Genomic DNA, 23,603 nt, shown 5'->3' on the forward strand with positions numbered 1-23,603 from the left:
ATGACCGTCCTGCGTACTGATCCGCCCACCCCCGGAAACGGCCGCCTGTCCGGCGCCGGCGCGGGGGCCGTAAGCGTGGGGCAGGCGTTCAAGCGCGCGCTCGTGTCGCAGTGCCACCCGACCATGCTGTTCGCGGTGCTGCTGCCTTTCCTGATCGCCCTTGTTGGCGCCATCCTGCTGCTCTGGTTTTTCTGGACGCCCCTGACCGACTGGTTGCGCACCGAGGTGTCGCAATGGGACATCGTCAATCGCGTCGACCAATGGTTAGTCGCGGTCGGCCTGTTCTCGCTCAAGATCTGGCTGATTCCGGTCATCGCCGCGGCCATCCTGTTGCCGGTGTCCGGCATCCTGGGACTGGCCATCGCCGCCGTCTTCGTCATGCCGCTGGTGCTGCGTCACGTCGGTCAGCGCGAATACGCCACGGTGGGCCGCCGCGGCAAGTTCTCCACTGCGGTCAGCGTGTGGAACGCCGTGTGGGTGTCCGCGGCGTTCGCCGCGGGGTGGGTGCTGACGCTGCCGCTCTGGCTCGTGCCGCCCATGGCCATCGTGCTGTCCATCTTCTGGTGGGCCTTCGCGTTCTCGCGGATGATGCGCGTCGACGCGATCGTCGAGCACGCCAGCCCGGATGAACGCAAACTGATCCTCGAACGGAACAACGGCGGCTTCTGGACCATCGGTCTGATTTGCTCGCTACTGAACCTGCTGCCGCCCGCGTGGATTATCCTGCCGGTGTTTTCCGCGCTGGTCTACGCGCACTACGGCCTGGAAGCCCTCAAGCGCCTGCGGCAGGACCGCGTCATCGACGTCTGATCGGCGTCTTTTCTTATCAATGGAATCGGACATGGCTGCAGAACCCACCGCCCGCCGTATCGGCCTCATCATCGTTGGCGATGAAATCCTGTCGGGACGGCGCCAGGACAAGCATTTTTCCAAGATCGTCGAAATGCTGGGCGCGCGCGGCATGCACCTGAGCTGGGCCGAATTCCTGCCTGACGAGCGCGACCGTCTGGTCGACGCCTACAAGCGCAGCTTCGCCAGTGGCGACGTCGTGTTGTCGTGTGGCGGCATCGGCGGCACGCCCGACGACCATACCCGCCAGGCCGCGGCCGCTGCGCTTGGCCTGCCGCTGGCACTGCATCCCGAAGCCGAGGAGGCCATCGCATTGCGCACGCGCGAAATGGCTGAAAAGGGGCAGGGCACTGCCGACATGAGCGCGCCGGAAAACCAGCAGCGGCTGCAGATGGGCATGTTCCCCGAAGGCTGCGAGATCGTCCCCAATCCGTACAACCGGATCCCGGGATTCTTCATCAAGGATCACACCTTCGTGCCGGGCTTTCCCGTCATGGCATGGCCAATGCTGGAATGGACGCTGGATACCCGCTATCGTGCGCTGCAGCATATTCGCGCCCACGTCGAGCATTCCTTCCTGGTTTTCAGCATGCCCGAATCGCGCATCACGCCGTCGATGGTTACTGTGGAAAGTCGTTGGCCCGACGTCCGCGCGTTCAGTCTGCCCAGCGTCGGCGAGGCGGGCGGCACGCCCCACATCGAGCTGGGCGTGAAGGGCGAACCCGAGGCTGCCGCAGCGGCGCTGGAATTCCTGCGCGCCGAAGTCCTGCGCCTGGGCGGCAAGCTGGCGCCCCCGGCGGCGGCCTGATTTGCGCGCCGGCGGGGCACCGCCGGTCGCGCCCGCTGCGCAAATACCATTTGCCAAACCGGCCGGTAAATTTCACAATACGGGATAAGAACTGTTTGCTGCATTGCCGCAACGCGTGTCTTGCGTGGCGGCGCCAGCCCAAAATTCCATGGCCCGTCTTCCCACCCCTCGCAATCCGCTGGACGCCGAAACCGAAGGCGCTTCCGCCCATCCGATCGCCATTCAGGTCATCGAACGCGCGATGCGTCTGCTCGACGCCCTGGCCGCTCAACCGGATCCGGTCACGCTCAAAGAGCTGTCGGCCACCACCGGTCTGCACGCCTCCACCGCCCACCGCATCCTGAACGACCTGGTCGTCGGCCGCTATGTCGAGCGGGTCGACAACGGGCTGTATCAGCTGGGCATGCGCCTGCTGGAGCTGGGATCGCTGGTCAAGGGCCGTCTGAACGTGCGCGAAGCGGCCATTCCCGCCATGCGGTCGCTGCACAAGCTGACGGGGCAGACCATCAATCTTTCCGTCCAGCAGGGCGACGAAATCGTCTACATCGACCGCGCCTGGAGCGAACGCTCCGGCATGCAGGTGGTGCGGGCCATCGGCGGCCGCGCGCCGCTGCACCTGACGTCCACCGGCAAACTGTTTCTGTCCACGGGCGACACGCGCCAGGTGCGCGCTTACGCGCTGCGCACGGGGCTGGCCGGCCATACGCGCAACAGCCTGACCGATCTGGACAAACTGGAACGCGAACTGGCCCTGGTGCGCCGCCACGGCTACGCCCGCGATAACGAAGAGCTGGAGTTGGGCGTACGCTGCATCGCCGCCGGCATCTTTGACGACACCGGCAAGCTGGTGGCGGGGCTGTCGATCTCGGCGCCGGCCGAACGGCTGCAGGACGACTGGATCAAGGCGCTGGTCGAAACTGCCGCCAGCATTTCCGAAGCGCTGGGCTACGAGCCCTCCGTGTCCTCGGGTTTCAACGGATTGGGTCTGGCGGCCGAAGCCATGCGGCCGTAGCTGCGGCGCACGCCAAAACAGAAAGCCCCCATGAGGGGGCTTTTTTATGGGCCGTTGCCGCAAGAGGCGCCGCCGAAGCGGGCGGCCTCTTGAAGCGGGCTTATTGCTTTTCGATGCCGGCCTTCTTGAACAGCTCGGCCCATTGCGGGACCTGCTGCTTGACCTTGGCGGTCAGCGCATCGGGGTTGGCTTCCGACGTCAGCACGGTGGCGCCGAGTTGCTTCATGCGCTCCTGGAACTTGGGATCGGCCAGACCGGCCTGCAAGCTCTTGACCAGCTTGTCCACGACAGGCTTGGGCGTGCCCTTCGGCACCCACATGCCATGCCAGATGCCCACTTCAAAGCCCTTGTAGCCGGACTCGTCCATGGTCGGCAGCTTGGGCAGCGTGGGAACGCGCTTCAGGCTGGTCACGGCGTAGGCCTTCACCTTGCCGCCTTCGATCTGCTGCGTGGTGTTGGTGGTCTGGTCGCACATCAGATCGACCTGCTTGCCCAGCAGGTCGTTCATGGCGGGCGCGGTGCCCTTGTACGGGATGGTCAGCAGTTGCACGCCCAGGGCTTCGACCAGCATCGTGCCGCACAGGTGGCTGGCGGCGCCGATGCCCGCGTTGGCGAGCGAGACCTTGTCCTTGTTCTTTTTGACGTAGTCGGCCAGTTCGGCGATGGTGTTGGGCGGGAAGTCCGAGCGGGCGACGATGGTCATGGGCACGTCGACCACCAGGCCGACCGGCTCAAAGCTCGTGAAGGGGTCATACCCCGGATTCTTGTAGAGCGACGGGGCGGTCGAGAAGCCGGCGTGCATCAACAGGATGGAATAGCCGTCCGGCTGGGCACGGGCGACCTGAGTGGTGCCGATGGTGCCGCCGGCGCCGCCCTTGTTTTCAACGACGACCGTCTGGCCCAGGCTGGGCCGCATGGCTTCCGCAAGGGAGCGGGCGACGTTGTCCGTCGGGCCGCCTGCCGCGAACGGCACCACCATGTTGATGGGGCGTTCCGGATATTCCGCGTGCGCGGCGCCGGCCGCGAACAGGGCACCGGCCGCGAGCAGGGCCGAAAGCGTGCGGGGAATGAAAGTCATGAGGTCTCCGATTGCAGGGTTTTGCTTGCTGCGATTAGTTATCTTTCGCTGACATATCATTGGTATTTGTCGGTCATCAGCGTGAAAACAGTGTAGAAAAGAATTGATACCGCGTCATGTCCGGTATTTCCCGAGTTCCGGGAATTCGTTGAGCAGAATCAAGCCCCGGCAGGCGGGCGCACCGTTAAAGTGCAAACACTTGTTGCGCCGCACAAAAACTGCTTGACAAGTTTTTTACCCAGTCTAGAATGGCAATTGTGCAGTGCATCAAACGGGCCGGCGGTAGCTTGTAGTACCAGTTTCCGCGCACGTTTCTTATTTCGTCGCAGACAACCATCCTTACTGCCGGACAGCCTCCGGCTACCCTGAGAGGAGCATCCTATGAGCGCAATTCCGCAACAAGTTCTGGACCGTCAAAAGGCCAGCATCAACACCATCGTGGCCGCCCAGACCGCCGTCTTCGCCGGCTTCGAAAAGCTGGTCGAACTGAACCTGAAGGTCGTGAAGGCCACCCTGGACGAAGTCGCCCAGAAGTCGCAGCAAGCCGCTGAAGTCAAGGATCCGCAGGAAGCCGCCGCGTTCGCGACGGGCCTGCTGCAACCGGGCGCCGAAAAGGCTCTGGCCTACACCAAGCACGTGTATGACATCGTTGCCGGCGTGCAAGGCAGCCTGGTCAAGCTGACCGAAGAACAGATCGCCGAAAGCCAGCAACAGCTGAGCGAAGCCGTCGACCAGTTCTCCAAGAACGCCCCGACCGGTTCCGAAAGCGCCGTCGCCCTGATCAAGTCCTCGCTGGCCACCGCGACCAGCGCCTACGATTCGATGACCAAGGCTGCCAAGCAGGCCGCTGAAGTCGCCGAGTCGAACCTGAACGCCGCCGCCAACGCGACCTTCAAGGCCGCCACGGACGCCGCCGACGCCGCGACCAAGGTTGCCGGCCGCAGCCGCCGCAGCGCCTAAGTATTTGGCGCACGGTGCTGCGCAAAGCGCAGTAATGTAGTACTGTTGAGTGACAGAGCAGAGCTGGAATTAGGGCCACCCACAGGGTGGCCCCTTTTTTTGCCTGCGTTTTTTGTCTTTATCGGCCGTCAGCGGGACGCGACGGCGCGTACGCATTCGCCAACCAGCCCGGGGCCACGGTAGATGAGGCCCGTGTAGAGCTGCACCGCGTCGGCGCCGGCTTCCATCTTTTCGCGGGCTTCCCGTCCGGACAGCACGCCGCCCACGCCGATGATGGCCAGGCTATTGCCCAGCCGTTCCTTCAGGCGGCGGATCACCGCCAGCGACAGTTGATGCACGGGCGCGCCGGACAGGCCGCCAGCCTCCTCCGAGTGGGCCTGGCCCTTCACCGCGTCGCGCGACAGCGTGGTGTTGGTGGCGATGACGCCATCGATGCCGTGGCGCGGAAGGATCTCGGCGATGGCGTCGATTTCCTCATGGGTCAGGTCCGGCGCGATCTTCACCGCCATCGGGACCCGGCGCTGGTGCTGGTCTTCCAGGGCGCGGCGCTTGTCGGCCAACTGCGCGAGCAGCGCAGAAAGCTCGTCGCCGCTTTGCAGCGCACGCAGGTTCTTGGTGTTGGGCGACGAGATATTCACGGTGACGTAGTCGGCATGCGAGTACACGCCGTCCAGGCCGATCAGGTAGTCGTCGGCGGCCCGTTCGATGGGCGTGTCCGCGTTCTTGCCGATGTTCAGCCCCAGGATCCCGCCTTGCTTGCGCCACGTGCTGCGCTGCACATTGGCAAGAAAGGCGTCGAGCCCCTGATTGTTGAAGCCCAGCCGGTTGATCAGCGCATTGGCGCGCGGCAGGCGGAACATGCGCGGCTTGGGGTTGCCGGGTTGCGCGCGCGGCGTCACCGTGCCGACCTCGATAAAGCCAAAACCCAGGTTGCCCAGCGCGTCGATGTAGGCGCCGTTCTTGTCCAGGCCGGCGGCCAGCCCGATCGGGTTGGCCAGCTGCATCCCCATCAGCGTGCAGGGCGCCTTGGGCTGCGCGTGCATGAGCTTGCGCGTGGCGCCGCATTCATAGGCGCGCTGCAGGCCCGAGAGGGTGACTTCGTGGGCGGTTTCCGCGTCCATGGCGAAGAGCGCCGGGCGGGCCAGGGGATAGGCGTGGAAGAGGATAGACATGGGCCGGGATTGTAGAGCGATTTGCTCCGTCTCCGTCGATTGCAAACGACGCCGCAACAGATTCAGGCGGGCGGGCGCTCGGGACTGTCGCGCCATTCCCCGTCGACCAGGAACTGCGCCGGACGGAAGGCCGATTTGTAGGACATCTTGCGGCTGTCCGCGATCCAGTAGCCCAGATAGAGCCACGGCAGGTTCAGCGCGCGGCACTGTTCCACCTGCCAGAGAATGCTGTACGTGCCCAGGCCATCGGCGATGTCCGGGTCATAGAACGTGTAGACCGAGGACAGGCCGTCGTCCAGCACGTCGATGATGGAGACCATCACCAGCACGCCCTCGGCGTTGCGGAACTCGACCAGCCGGGTGTTGACGCGGCTGGTCAAGAGGAACTGCGCGTACTGCGTGCGGCTGTCCTCGTCCATGCCGCCGCCCGGATGCCGGCCCTGCTGATACCGGGTATAGAGCCGGTAGTGTTCCGGCGACCATGCCAGCTCCGCGACGAACGACTGCAGATGCTGATGATCGCGCCACGCACGGCGCTGGCTGCGGTTGGGGGCGAAGCCGGCCGTATCCACGCGCACGGGAATGCAGGCCTGGCAGTTGTCGCAATGGGGACGATAGGTGAAGAGACCGCTGCGGCGAAAGCCTTGTTCCACCAATTGGGAATACGTGCCCGCGTTGATCAGATGCCCGGGCGCGGCAACCTGCGACCGGGCCTGGCGACCCGGCAGATAGCTGCAGGGGTAGGGGGCGGTTGCGTAGAACTGCAGCGTGGAGAAGGGAAGTTCTTTCAGCTGGCTCATTGGAGCTGGCTCATGGGAGCTGGCGTATCGGATATCCCGCGTATAGGCGGCAAACCCGGGACGGGAGTGGCTCCATATTAACGCTTAACTCGGGCTGCAATCCGTCCCCTCGGGTGTATCCGGATGCAGTTGGCCGCGCGTGTCCAGCCGGCCGCGTGACCACGGAATGCCGGGCTGTTGAGTGGCTTGCCGAACATGCCGCAGAAAGTGTTCCCGTGGCACGGGAGCCGCGCCCATGCTGGCCAGATGCCGCGTCTGCTGCTGGCAATCGATCCATTCGACGCCCTGCGCGTCCAGGTAGCGAACCAGATGCGCGAGCGCGATCTTCGAGGCGTTCGGGACGCGGGTGAACATGGATTCGCCGAAGAACATGCGTCCCAGGCTGATGCCGTACAGTCCGCCCGCCAATTCCCCGTCAATCCAGGTTTCGATGCTGTGCACGACGCCGGCGTCATGCCACTGCCGGTAGGCGTCCTGCATGGCTGCGGTGATCCACGTGCCCGGCTGGCCGTCGCGCGGCGCGGCGCAGGCCGCCATGACCTCGGGAAACACGGTGTCGACCCGCACCTGCACGCTGGGCGTGGCCTCGTATTCCCGGGCGGCGATCTGGCGGAGCAGCTTGCGCAGCGAGTGCGACGGCGCAAAGTCCTTCACGGGCAGCACCATGCGCGGATTCGGACTCCACCAAAGCACGGGCTCGCCTTCCGAGTACCACGGAAAGATGCCGTTGGAATAGGCCTGGGTCAGACGTTCCGGCGACAGGTCCGCGCCCGCGGCCAGCAGGCCGTCCGGATCCGTCAGCGCGAATTCCGCAGGAGGAAACGGGGTGTCGGCGGCGAGCCAGGGCAGTTTCAACGGTGGGATTCTAGGGTGTAGTGATGCGGGCCGAAGGTGCCGCGTTTGCGGTCCTCGAAGAACAGGCGCAGGGTGCTGGCGACGGTGCGGAAGGCCAGGTCGTCCCAGGGAATTTCGGATTCGTCGTACCAGCGCGCTTCCAGGCTTTCCGGGCCCGGGTCCAGTTCCGGACCCACCGCCTGGGCGAGATAGAACACGTGCACCTGCTCGATCTGCGGGACGTCGATGATGGTGTAGATGTCGCCCAACTGGATTTTGGCGCCCGACTCTTCCAGCGTTTCCCGCGCCGCGCCTTGCGCCGTGCTCTCGCCGAGCTCCATGAAGCCGGCGGGCAGGGTCCACGTGTTGTAGCGGGGTTCGATCGCGCGGCGGCAGAGCAGGATGTGGTTTTCCCAGACGGGCACGGTCCCGACCACCAGCCGCGGATTCTGGTAATGGATCGCCCCGCAGTGATCACAGATGTCACGCTCGCGGTTATCGCCTTCCGGCACGCGGCGGTTTACCGGAGAGCCGCACTGGCTGCAAAAGTGGGAACGGCGCGGGGCGGGGAAGTATTCGAGGGGCGATTTGGCGGTCATGGGTACGATTCTACCGGCTGCGGCGGGTCGTGGCGCGCCGGGCCGGCGGCGTGGGCGCGGGGCTGCCGAACCGCGCTTCCAGGTGTTCGACGAACGACCGGACCTTGGGCGACAGAAAGCGGCGGTGCGGGTAGACGGCGACCATGGAAATCGGCGTGTGGGCATAGGAGGTCAAGAGGGCGGTCAGACGTCCGGCGCGTATGTCATCCCCGACCAGGAATTCCGGCTGCAGGATGATGCCGTGGCCGGCCAGTGCAGCGGTGCGCAGCACGTCGCCGTTATTGGCCCGCAACGCGGCGTTCACGCGCACCAGATGCGTCACGCCGTCCTTCTCGAAATGCCATTCATTGCCCGTGCTGGCGTAGGCGTAGTGCAGGCAGCGATGCTGCTTCAGGTCTTCAGGCACGGCCGGCGCGCCGTGGCGCTCCAGGTACGACGGCGCTGCGCAGACCAGCAGTTGCTGCGGCGCCAGGGGCCTGGCCACCAGCGACGAATCCACCAGCGGGCCGATGCGCACCGCAACGTCGTAGCCGTCCTCGACCAGATCCACCACGCGGTCGTTCAGGTCGAGGTCGATCACCACGTCCGGATAGCGCTGCAGGTATTCGGCGATGGCTGGCCCCAGATGCAGGATGCCAAAGGACACGGGCGCGCTGACCCGCAATCTTCCGCTGGGCCGCTGGCCTTCCGCCTGCAGCGACAGCTCCAGGTCGGCAACTTCCGCCAGAATGGGCCGGACGCGGTCATAGAAGGCGCGTCCGGCGTCCGTCATGCTGAGCTTGCGCGTCGTGCGATTCAGCAGGCGTACGCCGTACTTCTGCTCCAGATAGGCGATCTGCCGCGTCACCACAGATCGCGCCTGGCCCATCTTGTCGGCGGCTGCCGCGAATGAGCCCAGTTCGACGACCTTGGCATAGGTCTGCATGGCCGTATGGGTGTCCAAGATTGTTTCCTATCGAGGAACAATAATTTGCAATTCTGCATGTTTATCTTTGTTTTTGGAATCGCAAGAATACGGCCCATGAAGGATCTGCCTGCTCCGGGCGATTCGCTTTTCTGCACAAGGATGATTGCAATGATTGATTCCCGTACCGCGCCGTATGCTGCGTTGCTCTTGCGCGTGGCGCTGGGCGTGATGTTCCTGGCTCATGGCCTGACCAAGCTGCTGGTGTTCACGCTGCCCGGCACCGCCCAGTTCTTTGCCAAGATCGGTTTTGCCAGCTGGTTGGCCTATCCCGTCACGTTTTTCGAAGTGGCTGGCGGCATCCTGCTGATCCTGGGCGTGGTGCCGCGCTGGGTCGCTGCGATTGCCGTGGTGCAGCTCTTCGCGGCGTCGACGGTCCATTTTGGCAATGGCTGGGGCTTCGGCAACCCGGGCGGCGGTTGGGAATATCCGATTTTTCTGACCGTGGCGGCTGCCGTCCTGGCGCTGTTGGGCGACGGCAAGTTCGCGCTGGTCAAAAGCGGCCGCCGCTGAGCCATAGCGGCGTCAAGCCACTGAGCGCTACGCGCATCAATCTGTTTACCGGGCCGGACGTGGCCCGCGCGAAGGCGGGGCCATAGAATGGCTTCGCCTTTTTTTATCTGGAGTCGTTATGTCCCGGCCTATGTTCATGCGCACGTTTGCCGCACTGCTGTTTTCCGTCCTGGCCTGCGCCGCGCAAGCCACGCCCGAACAGGAAGCCGCCAACAAGGCTGCCGTCCTGGCGTTCTATGAAAAAGGCTTGAACCAGAAAGACGCGGACGCCGCGCTCAAGTACGTGGGCGATCGTTATGTGCAGCACAATCCCAACGCGGCCGACGGCCCCGAGGGCTTCCGGCAATTCATCGCATTCCTGCGCGACAAGTATCCCGCCTCGCACAGCGAAATCAAGCGCGTGTTCACGGATGGCGATTACGTCATCCTGCATGTCCACGCCGTGCGCGAGCCGGGTACGCGCGGCAACGCCATCATCGACATCTTTCGCCTGGAAGGCGGCAAGATCGTCGAACATTGGGATGCCGTGCAACCGATTCCCGAGAAGGCCGCCAACAGCAACGGGATGTTCTGAGTTTGCGCTGGCCCGTCAGGCCGCGGGGGCGTGCGGGGCGGGGTCAAATCCCAGGCGCGCGGCGATGTCTGCCTGCGCGATTGCGTGCAGCGGCGCTGCCGCGTACACGTCAGGCCAGACGGCTGTCATCGAATGGCTAGCCGCCAGTTCGGCCAGCGCGTCCAGCAGCGGACCACCAGCTTGCGTCCGCATCATCTCCAGCAGCGGCTGCAAATCGCGGTCCAGCACGATGCCGGCGCCCATCGGCGTCGATGCGTAGAGCTGGCCTTCATCATCCAGCCACCACGCGCTGACTGCGTCGACGGTCGCATCCGTGTGCGTGATGAGGCCGCGATTGTCATCGGCAAGGCGCATCACAAAGGGCGCTGCGTCCAGACGCACGAACACCCGTTGCGGGCCGTTCTGGAAAAACCAGCGGCCGTCATCGTCGCGTTCGTAATTGCGGCTGATGAATTCCAGGATCTGTGTGTTGGTGATCGGCTCGCCCGGCCCGCCGTCATTGGCATGTCCTTGCGGATGAAGGCGCCAGCGGCCGCGCGCATCCAGTGACAGCCATCCGTAGACAGCCGGCACATTCGGCCAGCGGGCGAGGGCGTCCTTTACCGATTGATCCATGATCTCAGGGGCGGATGACGATCGTGGGCGAGATGACGATGCCAGGTTGCACCGGCATCACGGGCACCGCCACGGGTTGCGGTGCGTAGCCATAAGCATAGTCGTCACGGCATTTGCGCTTTTCGCTGTAGTCGCCGTTGCGCTTCCACTTGCGCTCGACCTTGCAGGCGCCATCCCAATACTTTTCCTTATACTCGCCGCCCTTGTGGCGGTGGTGATGGTGCTTGTCATGCGCCTCGGCAGCCAGCGGCGCTAGCGCGATCAGCGCGGCGGCGGACAGGCTCAGGAAAGCAGGGCGGGCAGTGAAGCGGCGCGGTTGCGATACCGGGATGTTGTGCATGGACTCATCGTTCAAATGAAAACGGGGTCACCATAACAATCATCCGGCTGACCGGGCGTAGGGATGGGTAACGAGATGCTGGGGAGAAGGGGGGAAAGATGCTGGAGGCGCAAGCCGGAATCGAACCGACGTACACGGATTTGCAATCCGCTGCATAACCACTCTGCCATTGCGCCAGCACTTGCAAGAAAAAAGGAAGCGCGGTGTTGGCCGATGCTTCCTCTTTGTATTTGGAGCGGGAGACGAGTCTCGAACTCGCGACCTCAACCTTGGCAAGGTTGCGCTCTACCAACTGAGCTACTCCCGCGGGGGTACTGCTGGGGTACTGCTTATTACTACTAAGCTACAAGCTTTAGCTTGTTTTGATGAATGCCTGTTTTGGTATCAGGGCTGTTCACCAAAGACAGCGATTGTACATACTTTTAAGGGTCTTTGCACGGCAGACCGAAATCTGGAGCGGGAGACGAGTCTCGAACTCGCGACCTCAACCTTGGCAAGGTTGCGCTCTACCAACTGAGCTACTCCCGCATTTGCTAATACCCTCATCGCTGGCTGTGCGCTTGAGTCTTCAAGAAGAATCTTCAAGAATCTGGCGGCTGTCCAATCAGCGAGGCGAGAGTATACATTAATTTTTTCATCCATCAAGCCGGCTCGCATGTGCTGCATGAACTGGCTCTTCAGGCATGAAAAAAGGGCCTTTCGGCCCTTGCTTTCAATGATGTGCAGCTTTGAGAAAGCTGCACATCAAAATCTGGAGCGGGAGACGAGTCTCGAACTCGCGACCTCAACCTTGGCAAGGTTGCGCTCTACCAACTGAGCTACTCCCGCATTGGTTCCGCAAACTGCTCAGAACCGCTTTTCTTATTCACTCTGATCAACTTGGTTATCGATCAGAAGGCGCGCAGTCTAGCACGATTTTTTGAGCTTGTCCTGAGCCGCTGTGGCCGTTTCGATTCGAACTTCAAATCGGGTCAAGCACTCAATCAAGTAAACTGAGCGAAGACAGAAACTATAGCACACCACGTAGCACCCATGTCAAATTCCTTCGCCGGACCCGCGTCCGATTCGTTGTCTCCGGCCGTGCAGGACCTTACTCGTCTGAATACGCTGGGACTCGCGTCCCGGGCCGACGCCTTCGTCGCGCTGCGCGATCCGGCGCAATTGCCGGCCTTGTCGGCGCTCGCGCAAGCGGCGCCGTCGCTGCTGGTGTTGGGCGGCGGCAGCAATGTGGTGTTGCCAGAGTGCGTGCCGGGCTTGGTCGCGCGCGTCGCGTTCGAAGGCGTGCGTCTGCTGGAGGCGCGGCCGGACGCATGGATCGTCGAAGCCGCGGGCGGCGAGAGCTGGCACGGATTCGTAGCGGCCTGCGTGGCGCAGGGATGGGACGGCCTGGAGAATCTGGCGTTGATCCCCGGTACCGTCGGCGCCTCGCCGGTGCAGAACATCGGCGCTTACGGCGTTGAGCTGCAGGAGCGGTTCCACAGTCTGACGGCCTGGGATGTGCGCGAGGCACGCTTCGTGGAAATGCGGGCGGCCGAGTGCAGGTTTTCATACCGCGACAGCACGTTCAAACATGATGAACCTGGCCGCTGGATCATCGTAAGCGTGCGTTTTGCGTTGCCGCGCCCCTGGCGGCCCGTGCTGGAATATCCCGATCTGCAACGTCATGCGCGGCTGGCGGACGGAGCGCCCAGCGCGCGCGACGTGTTCGAGGCGGTTTGCGAGATCCGGCGAGCCAAGCTGCCGGACCCCGCCGTCACTGGTAATGCGGGCAGCTTCTTCAAGAATCCGATCGTGCCGGCTGCGCAGCGTGAAGCGCTGGCGGCGCGTTTTCCCGGCCTGGTGTCGTATCCGCAGCCCGATGGCCGCTACAAGCTGGCCGCCGGCTGGCTGATCGATCAATGCGGCTGGAAGGGCAAGGCGTTGGGCGCGGCGGGTGTGCATGACCGGCAGGCGCTCGTGCTGATCAATCGAGGCGGCGCCACGGCCGAGGACATCATGGGCCTGGCGCGAGCGGTGCAAGACGCCGTGGCTGACCGTTATGGCGTGCGGCTGGAGCCGGAACCCGTCGTGGTGTGACCGGCCGGACCTGGCTGGCCGCGCCTAGCCGGCCGCGCCAAAAGAACCGCAAGAACACGGCATGAAAAAAGGACCCCGAGGGGTCCTTTATTTTTAGCGCCGTGAACCGGATCAGAGGCCCAGCACCGACTGCATGTCGTACAGACCGTTGCTCTTGCCGTCGAGGAAGCGCGCCGCGCGCAGCGCGCCTTCCGCGTAGGTGGCCCGGCTGGACGAGCGGTGCGTGATTTCGATGCGCTCGCCGATGCCGCAGAACGACACGGTGTGATCGCCGACGATGTCGCCGCCGCGCAGCACCGAAAAGCCGATGGTGCCGGGTTTGCGCACGCCGGTGTCGCCGTGGCGGCTCCAGGTGGCGACGTCGGGCAGGGCAACGTCCCAGGCGGACGCAATCGTTTCGCCCATCTTCAGCGCCGTGCCCGAAGGCGCGTCGACCTTGTTGCGGTGGTGCGCTTCGAACACTTCGACGTCATAGCCGGCGTTCAGGATGCGGGCCGCCATGTCCAGCAGCTTGAGCGTGGCGTTGACGCCCACGCTCATGTTGGGGGCGAACACGATGGCGGTCTTTTGCGCAGCGACTTCGATTGCGGCGCGGCCATTGTCGTCAAAACCGGTGGTGCCGATGACGGCCTTCACGCCGTGCTTGACGCAGGCTTCCAGGTGCTTGAGGGTGCCTTCCGGGCGGGTGAAGTCGATCAGGCAATCGGCGCCGGCAAGGGCGTCCAGATCATCCGTGATGGCCACGCCCGTCTGCTTGCCCAGCTGGGCGCCGGCATCGCGGCCCAGCGAAGCAGAGCCCGGAACGTCCAGCGCAACAGCCAGCTCCAGGCCGTCGGCCTTCAGGATGGCCTCGATCAGCATCTGGCCCATGCGGCCGTTGGCGCCGGCGATAGCAATACGCATAAAAAAGTCCTTCGGTTTAAAGCAGCGGCTCGGGCGCGTTGCCCGGCTGGCCTGGGTATTGGTTGAGCGGGCTGACGGGCGCATCGGCGTCGCGCTTCTGTTCGTCCTGCTCTTGCTTGATACGCTCTTCGTCCCGATTCAGACGCTTGTCGGCCTTTTCGTCGGCAACGGCATCCGGCGTGTTGATCTGGTAGGGCTGCAGATCAGGCTGCTTGTCGCCTTCCCAGCGCACGAGGCGGTCGTTTTCGAACCAGACGGTGAACTTGCGCTCTTGCGAGTTGCCGTAACCGGGCTTGAAGTAATACGGGTAGTCCCAGCGGTTGGCGTGCAGCACGCTGGTGAGCGTGGGGCTGCCGAGCGCGAAGCGGACTTGTTCGCGGGTCATGCCGGGCTGGAGCAGTGCGACCTGTTCCTGCGTGATCCAGTTACCCTGCTGGACCGGAGCTTTGTAAGGGAAGCCCCATTTGTTTGAGGTGCAGCCCGCCAAGGCGACGGCCAGGGCGGCGACGGCCAAACCGGTCTTCAGAGAGCGGGAGGGAATACGTGCAAACATGGACACTACGCGCCCCTATTATTTGGAAGCAAGCAAAACCGTTATCATAAAGGTTTCATCAGGATAGTTCCGCGAGGCGGCATGAATTCGGCGAGCCGGCTTGCGGTGACCCCAGTCCTTGCCCATGCCAACGCGGACGGAGAGCGATTACACCATGAGCGACCAAAGCGAACTGAAAAACATGGGTTTGAAGGCGACTTTTCCTCGCCTGAAGATTCTTGATATTTTCCGCAAATCGGGTGAACGGCACCTGAGCGCCGAAGACGTCTACCGCGCCCTCATCGGCGAAAACGTCGAAATCGGCCTGGCGACCGTCTATCGCGTGCTGACCCAGTTCGAGCAGGCCGGCATCCTGGCGCGCAGCCAATTCGACAGCGGCAAGGCCGTTTTCGAATTGAACGACGGCGACCACCACGACCACTTGATCTGCACCAATTGCGGCAAGGTGGTCGAGTTCTCGGATCCCGAGATCGAAAAGCGCCAGCAGAAGATCGCCAAGGACAACGCCTTCGCACTGGAAAGCCACGCGATGGTGCTGTACGGCATCTGCGGTAGCTGCCTCAAGGGCCGGTAAGCCCAAGTCGGCAGGCTAGCGGCCGGTCCGTCCGGCTGCTTAGGTGAAAAACAAAGCCCCTTCGATGTGAAGGGGCTTTTTGCATTTGGCCATTGCGTGCGCGTCGGTCGAGGGATGCCCCCACGCGGGGTCAGACTCGGGGCGCGGTCTGCCCGAAGCCTTCCAGCATTTCGCGCGCGTGTTCCCGGGTGGTGGCGGTGAGCTTCATGCCGCCCAGCATGCGCGCGATTTCCTCGACGCGGGCCGGGGCGTCCAGCGGTTCGATGCTGGAGCGCGTGGTGCCGCGCGATTCGGCCTTGCTGACCAGGAACTGGTTGTTGGCGCAGGCAGCAACCTGGGGCAGGTGGGTGACGCACAGCACCTGATGGCGTTCACCCAGCTCGCGCAGCAGCTTGCCGACGGATTCGGCGACAGCGCCGCCCACGCCGCTGTCGACTTCGTCGAAGATCAGCGTGGGAACGCGCGCCGCGCGGCTGGCGATAACCGATAGCGCAAGCGAGATGCGGGACAGTTCGCCGCCCGAAGCGACCTTGGCCAGTGGCCGCGGGGTGGTGCCGGCGTGGCCGGCGACCAGAAATTCGACCTGTTCGCTGCCGTGCGCGGAGGGTGCGGACGGCGTAAGCGCCGGTTCGAAGCGGCCGCCCTGCATTGCGAGCGTCTGCATGGCCTGGGTGACCTGCTTGCCCAGATCCTTGGCAACCTTGCGGCGCGCGGTCGTGAGCTTGGCGGCGACTGCGTCGTATTGCGCCTGCGCCGCGGCCGCCTGGGCGCGCAGCGCGTCGATGTCGCCGGCGGCCTGCAGGGCCGCCAGCTCTGCATGCAGGGATTCCCGCAATTCGCACAACGCGTCGGGTTCGGTGCGGAACTTGCGGGCGGTCTCGAACACCAGCCCGAGACGCGCTTCCACGTCCGCAAGCCGCTTCGGATCAAGTTCGACCCGGCTGACATAGTTGTTCAGGTCGGACACGGCTTCGCTGATGGCGATGCGGGCCGATTCCAGTTCGTCATGGACGCCCTTCAGGCCCGGATCGTGCCGCAGCATCTGCTGCAGACGCTGGTTTGCGGCGGTCACGCGGTGATGCGCGGAGTCGCCTTCGCCGTCCAGCGTTTCAAGGATCTGCGAAGCCCCGTCCAGCAGCGATTGCGAATGCGACAGGCGCGTGTGCTCGGATTGCAGGGCTTCCCATTCGTCCGGCCCGAGGTTGAGCTGGTCGAGTTCATTGACCCGCCATTGCAGGCTTTCGCGTTCTGTCGCGAGGCTTTCCGCGTCTTTTTCAGCGGATTCCAATTGGCGCGCCAGTGCGCGCCATTGCTTCCATGCCTGGCCGACCGCCTGACGCAGATCGCCATGGCCGCCGTGCGCGTCCAGCAGGTCGCGCTGGGCATCGGGACGCATCAGACTTTGGTGCGCGTGCTGGCCGTGGATGTCGACCAGGCTGTCGCCGAGTTCGCGCAGCTGCGCCACGGTGGCCGGTGTGCCGTTGATATAAGCGCGGCTGCGGCCTTGCGCATCGATGACACGCCGCAGCGAGAGTTCGTCGTCGGCGTCGATCTCGCGTTCGGCCAGCCACGCATGCAGGGCCTTGGGGGTGTCGAAGACGGCGGTGATGTCGGCGCGGGTCGCGCCTTCGCGCAGCATGCTGGCGTCGCCGCGCTCGCCAAGGGTCAGGGCCAGCGCATCGACCAGGATGGATTTTCCGGCGCCGGTTTCGCCGGAAAAGACGGTAAAGCCGGGACCGAAATGGATTTCGGTCTGTTCGACGATGACGAAGTCGCGGATGTGCAGGGTGCGCAGCATGTGGGGGCGCTAACTACTCTACGTTGTCGGAGGCTTCGGGCATCAGGTTCCAGTGCAGCTTGCGGCGCAGGGTGGAGAAGAAGCTATAGCCTTCGGGATGCACGAATCGGATGGTGTAGGGCGCGCGCTGCACGACGATGCGGTCGCCCGGTTGCAGGTCGGACCAGGTCTGCATGTCGAAATGCACACTGGCGCCGACTTCGACGCGGCCCATGGCAGTGAGCGTCATGTTGAGCACACCGGTGTCCGGGATGACGATGGGGCGGTTCGACAGCGTTTGCGGCGCCACCGGCACCAGCACCATGGCGTTCATGCCCGGATGCAGAATGGGGCCGTTGGCCGACAGCGCATAGGCGGTGGACCCGGTGGGCGTGGCGATGATCAGGCCGTCGGCACGCTGCGTATACATGAAGGCGCCGTCCAATTCGACCCGGACCTCGATCATGCCGCCGCGTCCCGCACGGTTCAGGACCACGTCGTTCAGCGCCGAGGCGGAGTACATCTTTTGATCGCCGCGCCATACGCTGCCTTCGAGCAGCATGCGGTCTTCGATCTGGAAGCTGCCCTCGAGCACCCGGGCAAGCGCTGCGTGCGCGTCCTGCAAGGCGATGTCGGTGATGAAGCCCAGGCGCCCGTGGTTGATGCCGACCAGCGGCATGCCATAAGGCGCGAGATGGCGGCTGGCGCCCAGCACGGTGCCGTCGCCGCCCATGACCACGGCCAGCGAGGCGGTCTTGCCGATTTCCTCGAGCGTGGCGATGGGATATTCGGTCAGCCCGGTATTGCGCGCCGTGTCTGCGTCGATCAACACATGTCGGCCCGCTTGCGTCAGCGCGTGCGCAAGGGCTCTCAGCGGTGTGTCCAGGCCGGTGTCCTGGTATCTGCCGATCAGGGCGACGGTGGGAAAGTGCATGGCTGCGTACAAATGAAAAAGGGCAAAACCGTAAAGCTGGATGTACCCAGAATGGGCCAATTAGCCGATTATATGGGGCCGTATATCGGGTTGCGGGACAAAAATCGCCCCAACCGAAAAAGATTCCCTAAAATAGCCGCTATGGATGACCGCGCACGCGCATTACTGAAAGCGTTGATAGAACGCTACATCGCCGATGGGCAGCCAGTCGGCTCGCGGACGCTATCTAAAGTCTTCGACTTGTCCCCGGCAACCATCCGCAACGTCATGGCGGACCTGGAAGAGCTGGGGTTGATCCATAGTCCGCATACTTCCGCCGGCCGTGTACCCACGCCGCGCGGATACCGCATGTTCGTCGATTCGCTGCTGTCGGTACAGTCGTACCAGCTTCAGCCGCACAACATGGGCGAAATGCTCTCTGCCGCCGAACCCACCCGCGCCGTCAACGCGGCCGCCGCGTTGCTGTCGAATCTGACGCAATTCGCGGGCGTGGTGCTCACGCCCAAGCGGGCCCAGGTGTTTCGCCAGATCGAATTCATCCGCCTGTCCGACAAGCGCGTCCTGTTGATCATCGTGACGCCCGATGGCGACGTCCAGAACCGCATTCTCTTCGTCCAGCGGGATTACGCCGAATCCGAACTGCTGGAGGCCGGCAACTTCTTCAACATGCACTTCGCCGGCAAATCGTTCAATGCCGTGCGCCAGACGCTCTCGACCGAGCTGGCCCAGTTGCGCGAAGACATCTCGCGCCTCATGCAGGCCGCCGTCGAGGCCAGCGCCGAAGCCGCCGAGGACGGCGACGCCGTGGTCATTTCCGGCGAGCGCAAGCTGCTGGACGTGACCGACATCGCGTCCGACATGGACCGGTTGCGCAAGATGTTTTCGTTGTTCGAGAAAAAGACCGACCTGCTGCAGTTGCTGGATGTCTCCAGCCGGGCGCAGGGCGTGCAGATCTACATCGGTGGCGATTCGCAACTGGTGCCCCTGGAAGACGTTTCCGTCATCACCGCGCCGTATGGCGTGGATGGCAAGGTGGTGGGCACGCTGGGCGTCATCGGTCCGACCCGCATGGCCTACGAGCGCGTCATACCCATCGTGGACATCACGGCGCGCCTGCTGTCCAACGCCCTCAGCCACAACCAGTAGTTCCATTCAAAGCTACATCCTCCTTGCGGAGGAAGGGGAGTTTTTGTGTTTCTTCGCCTGTTCAAGTATCTCTGGCCTGAGCGCTACCTTCCTGAACCCGAGCAAGAAGACCCCTTCAACGAAGATCCGCCGCCGCGCGTGCCTGGCAAGGTCGGCGTGCTGCTGGTGAACCTGGGCACGCCCGACACGCCGACGGCCAAGGACATCCGCAAGTACCTGGGCGAATTCCTGTCCGACCCCCGCGTCATCGAGATCCCGCGCTACCTCTGGAAGCCCATCCTGCACGGCATTGTGCTCGTGCGCCGCCCCAAGCGCCTCGAGCCCCGCTATGGCGGCATCTGGATGAAGGAAGGTTCGCCCCTGATGGTCTACAGCCAGCGGCAGACCGACGGCGTGCGCGCCGCCCTGCAGGCGGCCGGGGTGGATGCCGCAGTCGAGTTGGGCATGCGCTATGGCAATCCCTCCATCCCGCACGCCATCTCAAACCTGCGTAAGCAGGGCTGCGAGCGCATCCTGACCGTGCCGCTGTATCCGCAGTACGCCGCCAGCACCACCGCCACCGTCGTCGACGCGGTTACCCGCTACATGGGCAAACTGCGCGATCAGCCGGAAATGCGCTTCATCAAGCGGTTTCACGACGACCCCGCCTACCTGGACCCGCTGGCCGCGCGCATCGAGCGGTACTGGAGCGAACACGGCAAGCCGCAGAAGCTGGTCATGAGCTTTCATGGCCTGCCGCGCTACTCCATCGAGCTGGGCGACCCGTATTACCGCGACTGCATGGAAACGGCCCGGCTCCTGGCCCAGCGACTTTCGCTGCCCCGCGACCAGATCGAAGTGACCTTCCAGAGCCGGTTCGGCACCGCCCGCTGGCTGGAGCCCTACACCGAACCGACCCTCAAGGCACTAGCCGCATCGGGCGTCACCGAGGTCGATGTGGTGTGCCCGGGATTTGTGGCAGACTGTCTCGAAACCCTGGAAGAAATCAGCCTGGAATGCCGCGACGCCTTTCTCGAGGCCGGTGGCAAGCAGTTCCGTTACATTCCCGCCATCAACGACGATCCGGCCTGGATCGCGGGGTTGTCAGGGCTGGTGGAACGATACTTGCAGGGGTGGATTCCAGACACCACGGACTTGAAGGAGAAGGCGCATGCACCATGATCCCAAGACTGGCGAATCGGTCAAGAAGGGCAAAGTCAGCACTCCCGTCGACGAAGACCGCGTCGAACACGACCTGGACGAGGCCCTGGCCGACACCTTCCCGGCCAGCGACCCCGTCGCGATCCCTTCGGATCCGGACGCGGACGACAAGCGGGTGGACCGCGCACTGAAGGAAAGCTTCCCCGCCAGCGACCCCGTCGCTCCCGCGCAGCCAAGCAAAAAGTAGGAAACCGCCGCCAGCCGCCCGGCCGCGGCGCCGGGTCCTGGGGAATATTTCGCTTACCCGGGCTTGAATTAGGGGTATTGGCCCCCATTCATGTCTCCGAAAGCCATTCTTTTTGGAGGATTCCCCATGACGGCACCCCACGAGCCTGCTGACCAGGCGCCCGAAGTCGGCCAGAACGCCGATGCGGCACCCGCCGCCCAGGACGCCGCGCAGGCCGAGCTGAACGAGTTGCGCGCCCAGCTGGACGCCGCCCAGGCTACCGTCAACGAGCAGCACGACCAGCTTCTGCGTGTGCAAGCTGAAGCCGAGAACGTGCGCCGCCGCGCCCAGGAAGAAGTGTCCAAGGCGCGCAAGTTCGGCATCGAATCGTTCGCCGAAAGCCTGGTTCCGGTCAAGGACAGCCTGGAAGCTGCCCTGGCCCAACCTGATCAGACGGTCGAAACGCTGCGCGAAGGCGTCGAAGTCACCCTAAAGCAGTTGGCCGCCGCATTCGAGCGCAACCTGCTCAAGGAAATCGCACCGGCGCAGGGCGACAAGTTCGATCCGCACCAGCACCAGGCCATTTCGTCCATTCCGCATGAACAGCCCGCCAACACGGTGGTGCAACTGCTGCAGAAGGGCTACGTGATCGCCGACCGCACCCTGCGCCCCGCGCTCGTGGTCGTCTCGGCAGGCCAGGGCTGAACCGCGTATCCGCCATGACCGACCCGCGCTTCGACCCGGCCCAGGTATTCCAGGTGTTCGGCATGCGCCATGTCGACACCGCGGGATTCGACGCGGCCGTGGTGCAAGCGCCCGGCACCGACCTGCGCTGTGTCTTCCTGTGGGGCCAGGATTGCTACAACTGCAACCTGTTCAAGCAGGCGGCGCTGCTGCACCAGGAAACGCTGCTGGGGCTTGGCCTCACGTGGTTCGAAGCCGATGTCTACGCGGATGAACCGCTGGGCCGCCGGTTTTCGTTGCATGGCGTCCCCACTTTTGTGCTGTACCGGTCCGGCAAGCGCCTTGGGCGCATCACCGGCTGGCCCGGATTGCCCCAGTTCACTGCGGCAATCCAGCGCCTGCAGGACCCGGGCCCGGAAATTTCCAGCCCGGCGTCTTGAAAAACCCCACGGGCAGCCCCAGTTACGGGGAGACAAGCAGTTTTCCCCAAATTTTCATAGATTTAATAATCAAGGTAACCCACCATGAGCAAGATTATTGGCATTGACCTGGGAACGACCAACAGCTGCGTGGCTGTCATGGACGGCGGGCAGGTCAAGATCATCGAAAACGCGGAAGGTGCTCGCACCACTCCCTCCATCGTTGCCTACATGGATGACGGCGAGACCCTGGTCGGCGCGCCTGCCAAGCGTCAGGCCGTGACCAACCCGCGCAACACGCTGTACGCAGTGAAGCGCCTGATCGGTCGCAAGTTCGAAGAAAAAGCCGTGCAAAAGGACATCAATCTGATGCCCTACGCCATCGTCAAAGCCGACAACGGCGACGCCTGGGTTGAAGTGCGCGGCAAGAAGATGGCGCCTCCCCAAGTGTCGGCCGACGTGCTGCGCAAGATGAAGAAGACCGCCGAGGACTACCTGGGCGAAGAAGTGACCGAGGCCGTCATCACCGTGCCCGCGTACTTCAACGACAGCCAGCGCCAGGCCACCAAGGACGCCGGCCGCATCGCGGGCCTGGAAGTCAAGCGCATCATCAACGAACCCACCGCCGCGGCGCTGGCGTTCGGCCTGGACAAGACCGAAAAGGGCGACCGCAAGATCGCCGTCTATGACCTGGGCGGCGGCACGTTCGACGTGTCCATCATCGAAATCGCCGATGTGGACGGCGAAAAGCAGTTCGAAGTGCTGTCGACCAACGGCGACACCTTCCTGGGCGGCGAAGACTTTGACCAGCGCATCATCGACTACATCATTGCCGAGTTCAAGAAGGAACAAGGCGTTGACCTGTCCAAGGACGTGCTGGCGCTGCAACGCCTGAAGGAAGCCGCTGAAAAAGCCAAGATCGAACTGTCGTCCGCGCAGCAGACCGAAATCAACCTGCCGTACATCACGGCCGATGCTTCCGGTCCCAAGCACCTGAACCTGAAGATCACGCGCGCCAAGCTGGAAGCGCTGGTCGAAGAACTGATCGAACGCACGATCGAGCCCTGCCGCGTCGCCATCAAGGACGCCGGCGTCAAGGTTTCCGACATCGACGACGTGATCCTGGTCGGCGGCATGACCCGCATGCCCAAGGTCCAGGAAAAGGTGAAGGAATTCTTCGGCAAGGATCCGCGCAAGGACGTGAACCCCGATGAAGCCGTGGCCGCTGGCGCCGCCATCCAGGGCTCCGTGCTGTCGGGCGACCGCAAGGACGTGCTGCTGCTGGACGTCACGCCGCTGTCCCTGGGTATCGAAACCCTGGGTGGTGTCATGACCAAGATGATCCAGAAGAACACCACGATCCCGACCCGGTTCTCGCAGACGTTCTCGACGGCCGACGACAACCAGCCGGCCGTGACGATCAAGGTGTTCCAGGGCGAGCGCGAAATCGCTGCGGGCAACAAGGCCCTGGGCGAGTTCAACCTTGAAGGGATCCCGCCGTCGCCGCGCGGCATGCCGCAGATCGAAGTCACGTTCGACATCGACGCCAACGGCATCCTGCACGTGTCCGCCAAGGACAAGGGCACCGGCAAGGAAAACAAGATCACCATCAAGGCCAACTCGGGTCTGTCGGAAGACGAGATCCAGCGCATGGTCAAGGATGCCGAGGCCAACGCCGAGGAAGATCACCGCGTCGCCGAACTGGCTCAGTCGCGTAACCAGGCCGACGCGCTGGTGCATGCCACCCGCAAGTCGTTGACCGAGTACGGCGACAAGCTCGAAGCTGCCGAGAAGGAAAGCATCGAGGCCGCCATCAAGGACCTGGAAGAAACGCTGAAGGAAGGCGACAAGGCCGCGATCGACGCCAAGGTCGAAGCCCTGTCCACGGCTTCGCAGAAGCTGGGCGAAAAGATGTACGCCGACATGCAGGCGCAGCAAGCCGCCGGCCAGCAGCAAGCGGCCGACAACGCGAAGCCGGTGGACGACAACGTCGTCGACGCCGACTTCAAGGAAGTCAAGCGCGACCAATAATGGCCGGGCACTGACTGCCTCT

26 protein-coding genes and 4 tRNA genes are annotated in these 23,603 nt (G+C 63.8%); 14 read left to right on the forward strand and 16 right to left on the reverse strand.

The genetic code is table 11. The features are described 5' to 3' along the window. From MHZ91_RS25395 to MHZ91_RS25405, 3 genes are all read left to right on the forward strand, one after another. A complete protein-coding gene (locus tag MHZ91_RS25395; RefSeq protein WP_239216270.1) occupies window positions 1-810 on the forward strand; it encodes an EI24 domain-containing protein in 810 nt (269 codons plus the stop codon). A 31-nt stretch (window positions 811-841) separates the two neighbouring features. Further along, window positions 842-1,657 carry a molybdopterin-binding protein gene (locus MHZ91_RS25400; RefSeq protein WP_239216271.1) on the forward strand — a complete coding sequence of 272 codons (816 nt, stop codon included), beginning with the start codon at window positions 842-844 and terminating at the stop codon, window positions 1,655-1,657. Between the two features lie 148 nt (window positions 1,658-1,805). Beyond that, the gene (locus tag MHZ91_RS25405; RefSeq protein ID WP_175123176.1) at window positions 1,806-2,669 is read left to right on the forward strand and encodes an IclR family transcriptional regulator; all 864 of its coding nucleotides are present in this window, start codon (window positions 1,806-1,808) and stop codon (window positions 2,667-2,669) included. A 100-nt stretch (window positions 2,670-2,769) separates the two neighbouring features. Here MHZ91_RS25405 and MHZ91_RS25410 read toward each other — a convergent pair whose 3' ends face one another. Continuing rightward, the gene (locus tag MHZ91_RS25410; RefSeq protein ID WP_056568785.1) at window positions 2,770-3,747 is read right to left on the reverse strand and encodes a tripartite tricarboxylate transporter substrate binding protein BugD; all 978 of its coding nucleotides are present in this window, start codon (window positions 3,745-3,747) and stop codon (window positions 2,770-2,772) included. 381 nt (window positions 3,748-4,128) lie between these two features. On the opposite strand from MHZ91_RS25410, the gene phaP reads away from it, so the two are divergent. Beyond that, window positions 4,129-4,707: a TIGR01841 family phasin gene (gene phaP / locus MHZ91_RS25415; protein WP_105237564.1), complete on the forward strand. Its 579-nt coding sequence runs from the start codon at window positions 4,129-4,131 to the stop codon at window positions 4,705-4,707. Between the two features lie 128 nt (window positions 4,708-4,835). Here the strand turns inward: phaP and MHZ91_RS25420 are convergent, their stop codons facing one another. The 5 genes from MHZ91_RS25420 to MHZ91_RS25440 form a co-directional block, all read right to left on the reverse strand. Continuing rightward, on the reverse strand, window positions 4,836-5,879 hold the full coding sequence (locus MHZ91_RS25420) for a quinone-dependent dihydroorotate dehydrogenase (RefSeq protein WP_239216272.1): 1,044 nt from the start codon (window positions 5,877-5,879) through the stop codon (window positions 4,836-4,838). 62 nt (window positions 5,880-5,941) lie between these two features. Continuing rightward, window positions 5,942-6,679, reverse strand: a complete 738-nt coding sequence (locus MHZ91_RS25425; protein WP_175137197.1) for an arginyltransferase — start codon at window positions 6,677-6,679, stop codon at window positions 5,942-5,944. Window positions 6,680-6,763: 84 nt separating this feature from the next. Further along, window positions 6,764-7,534 (reverse strand): leucyl/phenylalanyl-tRNA--protein transferase, encoded by a 771-nt coding sequence (gene aat, locus MHZ91_RS25430; RefSeq protein WP_239216273.1) that lies wholly within the window; start codon window positions 7,532-7,534, stop codon window positions 6,764-6,766. Then, on the reverse strand, window positions 7,531-8,112 hold the full coding sequence (locus tag MHZ91_RS25435) for an NUDIX hydrolase (RefSeq protein ID WP_239216274.1): 582 nt from the start codon (window positions 8,110-8,112) through the stop codon (window positions 7,531-7,533). The genes aat and MHZ91_RS25435 overlap by 4 nt, the downstream gene beginning before the upstream one ends. Before the next feature lie 10 nt (window positions 8,113-8,122). Further along, entirely contained in the window at window positions 8,123-9,055 is a 933-nt protein-coding gene (locus MHZ91_RS25440) for a LysR family transcriptional regulator (RefSeq protein ID WP_239216275.1), read from the reverse strand. A 132-nt stretch (window positions 9,056-9,187) separates the two neighbouring features. Here MHZ91_RS25440 and MHZ91_RS25445 point away from each other — a divergent pair, with 132 nt between their 5' ends. After that, window positions 9,188-9,589 carry a DoxX family protein gene (locus MHZ91_RS25445; RefSeq protein WP_105237569.1) on the forward strand — a complete coding sequence of 134 codons (402 nt, stop codon included), beginning with the start codon at window positions 9,188-9,190 and terminating at the stop codon, window positions 9,587-9,589. Window positions 9,590-9,707: 118 nt separating this feature from the next. Continuing rightward, entirely contained in the window at window positions 9,708-10,163 is a 456-nt protein-coding gene (locus MHZ91_RS25450; RefSeq protein ID WP_239216276.1) for a nuclear transport factor 2 family protein, read from the forward strand. Window positions 10,164-10,178: 15 nt separating this feature from the next. Here MHZ91_RS25450 and MHZ91_RS25455 read toward each other — a convergent pair whose 3' ends face one another. From MHZ91_RS25455 to MHZ91_RS25480, 6 genes are all read right to left on the reverse strand, one after another. Beyond that, on the reverse strand, window positions 10,179-10,778 hold the full coding sequence (locus tag MHZ91_RS25455) for a DUF2946 family protein (RefSeq protein WP_239216277.1): 600 nt from the start codon (window positions 10,776-10,778) through the stop codon (window positions 10,179-10,181). Between the two features lie 4 nt (window positions 10,779-10,782). Then, window positions 10,783-11,118 carry a hypothetical protein gene (locus MHZ91_RS25460; RefSeq protein WP_175123169.1) on the reverse strand — a complete coding sequence of 112 codons (336 nt, stop codon included), beginning with the start codon at window positions 11,116-11,118 and terminating at the stop codon, window positions 10,783-10,785. A gap of 102 nt (window positions 11,119-11,220) precedes the next feature. Further along, a tRNA-Cys gene (locus MHZ91_RS25465) sits at window positions 11,221-11,294 on the reverse strand. 55 nt (window positions 11,295-11,349) lie between these two features. Then, window positions 11,350-11,425 (reverse strand) — tRNA-Gly (locus tag MHZ91_RS25470). Between the two features lie 145 nt (window positions 11,426-11,570). Continuing rightward, window positions 11,571-11,646, reverse strand: a tRNA-Gly gene (locus tag MHZ91_RS25475). A 224-nt stretch (window positions 11,647-11,870) separates the two neighbouring features. Then, window positions 11,871-11,946: transfer RNA gene (locus MHZ91_RS25480), tRNA-Gly, on the reverse strand. Window positions 11,947-12,150: 204 nt separating this feature from the next. Here MHZ91_RS25480 and murB point away from each other — a divergent pair. After that, on the forward strand, window positions 12,151-13,194 hold the full coding sequence (gene murB / locus MHZ91_RS25485) for a UDP-N-acetylmuramate dehydrogenase (protein WP_239216278.1): 1,044 nt from the start codon (window positions 12,151-12,153) through the stop codon (window positions 13,192-13,194). A 111-nt stretch (window positions 13,195-13,305) separates the two neighbouring features. Here murB and dapB read toward each other — a convergent pair whose 3' ends face one another. Together dapB and MHZ91_RS25495 are read right to left on the reverse strand one after the other, a co-directional pair. Next, window positions 13,306-14,097 carry a 4-hydroxy-tetrahydrodipicolinate reductase gene (gene dapB / locus MHZ91_RS25490; RefSeq protein ID WP_175123167.1) on the reverse strand — a complete coding sequence of 264 codons (792 nt, stop codon included), beginning with the start codon at window positions 14,095-14,097 and terminating at the stop codon, window positions 13,306-13,308. Between the two features lie 16 nt (window positions 14,098-14,113). Beyond that, window positions 14,114-14,650 carry an outer membrane protein assembly factor BamE gene (locus MHZ91_RS25495; RefSeq protein ID WP_175137203.1) on the reverse strand — a complete coding sequence of 179 codons (537 nt, stop codon included), beginning with the start codon at window positions 14,648-14,650 and terminating at the stop codon, window positions 14,114-14,116. Window positions 14,651-14,804: 154 nt separating this feature from the next. On the opposite strand from MHZ91_RS25495, the gene fur reads away from it, so the two are divergent. Next, window positions 14,805-15,224, forward strand: coding sequence for a ferric iron uptake transcriptional regulator (gene fur / locus MHZ91_RS25500; protein WP_056321269.1), 420 nt, complete (start codon window positions 14,805-14,807; stop codon window positions 15,222-15,224). 130 nt (window positions 15,225-15,354) lie between these two features. On the opposite strand, the gene recN is transcribed toward fur, so the two are convergent. After that, entirely contained in the window at window positions 15,355-17,022 is a 1,668-nt protein-coding gene (gene recN / locus MHZ91_RS25505; RefSeq protein ID WP_239216280.1) for a DNA repair protein RecN, read from the reverse strand. A gap of 13 nt (window positions 17,023-17,035) precedes the next feature. After that, on the reverse strand, window positions 17,036-17,935 hold the full coding sequence (locus MHZ91_RS25510; RefSeq protein WP_105237577.1) for an NAD kinase: 900 nt from the start codon (window positions 17,933-17,935) through the stop codon (window positions 17,036-17,038). A gap of 141 nt (window positions 17,936-18,076) precedes the next feature. Here MHZ91_RS25510 and hrcA point away from each other — a divergent pair, with 141 nt between their 5' ends. The 6 genes from hrcA to dnaK all read left to right on the forward strand — a co-directional run bounded on the left by hrcA (window position 18,077) and on the right by dnaK (window position 23,581). After that, complete coding sequence (hrcA, locus tag MHZ91_RS25515) at window positions 18,077-19,081, forward strand: heat-inducible transcriptional repressor HrcA (protein WP_062840377.1); 1,005 nt, start codon at window positions 18,077-18,079, stop codon at window positions 19,079-19,081. 45 nt (window positions 19,082-19,126) lie between these two features. Continuing rightward, on the forward strand, window positions 19,127-20,242 hold the full coding sequence (gene hemH, locus MHZ91_RS25520) for a ferrochelatase (protein WP_175123164.1): 1,116 nt from the start codon (window positions 19,127-19,129) through the stop codon (window positions 20,240-20,242). Further along, the gene (locus MHZ91_RS25525; RefSeq protein ID WP_175123163.1) at window positions 20,232-20,468 is read left to right on the forward strand and encodes a hypothetical protein; all 237 of its coding nucleotides are present in this window, start codon (window positions 20,232-20,234) and stop codon (window positions 20,466-20,468) included. Before hemH ends, MHZ91_RS25525 begins: the two co-directional genes overlap by 11 nt. A 126-nt stretch (window positions 20,469-20,594) precedes the next feature. After that, window positions 20,595-21,152 (forward strand): nucleotide exchange factor GrpE, encoded by a 558-nt coding sequence (gene grpE, locus MHZ91_RS25530; protein ID WP_175123162.1) that lies wholly within the window; start codon window positions 20,595-20,597, stop codon window positions 21,150-21,152. Between the two features lie 14 nt (window positions 21,153-21,166). Continuing rightward, the gene (locus MHZ91_RS25535) at window positions 21,167-21,571 is read left to right on the forward strand and encodes a thioredoxin family protein (RefSeq protein WP_239216282.1); all 405 of its coding nucleotides are present in this window, start codon (window positions 21,167-21,169) and stop codon (window positions 21,569-21,571) included. 84 nt (window positions 21,572-21,655) lie between these two features. Continuing rightward, on the forward strand, window positions 21,656-23,581 hold the full coding sequence (dnaK, locus tag MHZ91_RS25540; RefSeq protein ID WP_175123160.1) for a molecular chaperone DnaK: 1,926 nt from the start codon (window positions 21,656-21,658) through the stop codon (window positions 23,579-23,581). The last annotated feature ends 22 nt before the right edge of the window (window positions 23,582-23,603 follow it).

The sequence above is a fragment of the Achromobacter sp. ACRQX genome (genome assembly GCF_022346505.1).
Taxonomy (GTDB): Bacteria; Pseudomonadota; Gammaproteobacteria; order Burkholderiales; family Burkholderiaceae_B; genus Achromobacter; species Achromobacter animicus.

Bases quoted from the DNA above. Each gene is read 5' to 3' on its own strand.
- MHZ91_RS25395 (WP_239216270.1), top strand. From the start codon at position 1: ATGACCGTCCTGCGTACTGATCCGCCCACCCCCGGAAACGGCCGCCTG.
- MHZ91_RS25400 (WP_239216271.1), top strand. From the start codon at position 842: ATGGCTGCAGAACCCACCGCCCGCCGTATCGGCCTCATCATCGTTGGC.
- MHZ91_RS25405 (WP_175123176.1), top strand. From the start codon at position 1,806: ATGGCCCGTCTTCCCACCCCTCGCAATCCGCTGGACGCCGAAACCGAA.
- MHZ91_RS25410 (WP_056568785.1), bottom strand. From the start codon at position 3,747: ATGACTTTCATTCCCCGCACGCTTTCGGCCCTGCTCGCGGCCGGTGCC.
- phaP (WP_105237564.1), top strand. From the start codon at position 4,129: ATGAGCGCAATTCCGCAACAAGTTCTGGACCGTCAAAAGGCCAGCATC.
- MHZ91_RS25420 (WP_239216272.1), bottom strand. From the start codon at position 5,879: ATGTCTATCCTCTTCCACGCCTATCCCCTGGCCCGCCCGGCGCTCTTC.
- MHZ91_RS25425 (WP_175137197.1), bottom strand. From the start codon at position 6,679: ATGAGCCAGCTGAAAGAACTTCCCTTCTCCACGCTGCAGTTCTACGCA.
- MHZ91_RS25435 (WP_239216274.1), bottom strand. From the start codon at position 8,112: ATGACCGCCAAATCGCCCCTCGAATACTTCCCCGCCCCGCGCCGTTCC.
- MHZ91_RS25445 (WP_105237569.1), top strand. From the start codon at position 9,188: ATGATTGATTCCCGTACCGCGCCGTATGCTGCGTTGCTCTTGCGCGTG.
- MHZ91_RS25450 (WP_239216276.1), top strand. From the start codon at position 9,708: ATGTCCCGGCCTATGTTCATGCGCACGTTTGCCGCACTGCTGTTTTCC.
- MHZ91_RS25455 (WP_239216277.1), bottom strand. From the start codon at position 10,778: ATGGATCAATCGGTAAAGGACGCCCTCGCCCGCTGGCCGAATGTGCCG.
- MHZ91_RS25460 (WP_175123169.1), bottom strand. From the start codon at position 11,118: ATGCACAACATCCCGGTATCGCAACCGCGCCGCTTCACTGCCCGCCCT.
- murB (WP_239216278.1), top strand. From the start codon at position 12,151: ATGTCAAATTCCTTCGCCGGACCCGCGTCCGATTCGTTGTCTCCGGCC.
- dapB (WP_175123167.1), bottom strand. From the start codon at position 14,097: ATGCGTATTGCTATCGCCGGCGCCAACGGCCGCATGGGCCAGATGCTG.
- MHZ91_RS25495 (WP_175137203.1), bottom strand. From the start codon at position 14,650: ATGTTTGCACGTATTCCCTCCCGCTCTCTGAAGACCGGTTTGGCCGTC.
- fur (WP_056321269.1), top strand. From the start codon at position 14,805: ATGAGCGACCAAAGCGAACTGAAAAACATGGGTTTGAAGGCGACTTTT.
- recN (WP_239216280.1), bottom strand. From the start codon at position 17,022: ATGCTGCGCACCCTGCACATCCGCGACTTCGTCATCGTCGAACAGACC.
- MHZ91_RS25510 (WP_105237577.1), bottom strand. From the start codon at position 17,935: ATGCACTTTCCCACCGTCGCCCTGATCGGCAGATACCAGGACACCGGC.
- hrcA (WP_062840377.1), top strand. From the start codon at position 18,077: ATGGATGACCGCGCACGCGCATTACTGAAAGCGTTGATAGAACGCTAC.
- MHZ91_RS25525 (WP_175123163.1), top strand. From the start codon at position 20,232: ATGCACCATGATCCCAAGACTGGCGAATCGGTCAAGAAGGGCAAAGTC.
- grpE (WP_175123162.1), top strand. From the start codon at position 20,595: ATGACGGCACCCCACGAGCCTGCTGACCAGGCGCCCGAAGTCGGCCAG.
- MHZ91_RS25535 (WP_239216282.1), top strand. From the start codon at position 21,167: ATGACCGACCCGCGCTTCGACCCGGCCCAGGTATTCCAGGTGTTCGGC.
- dnaK (WP_175123160.1), top strand. From the start codon at position 21,656: ATGAGCAAGATTATTGGCATTGACCTGGGAACGACCAACAGCTGCGTG.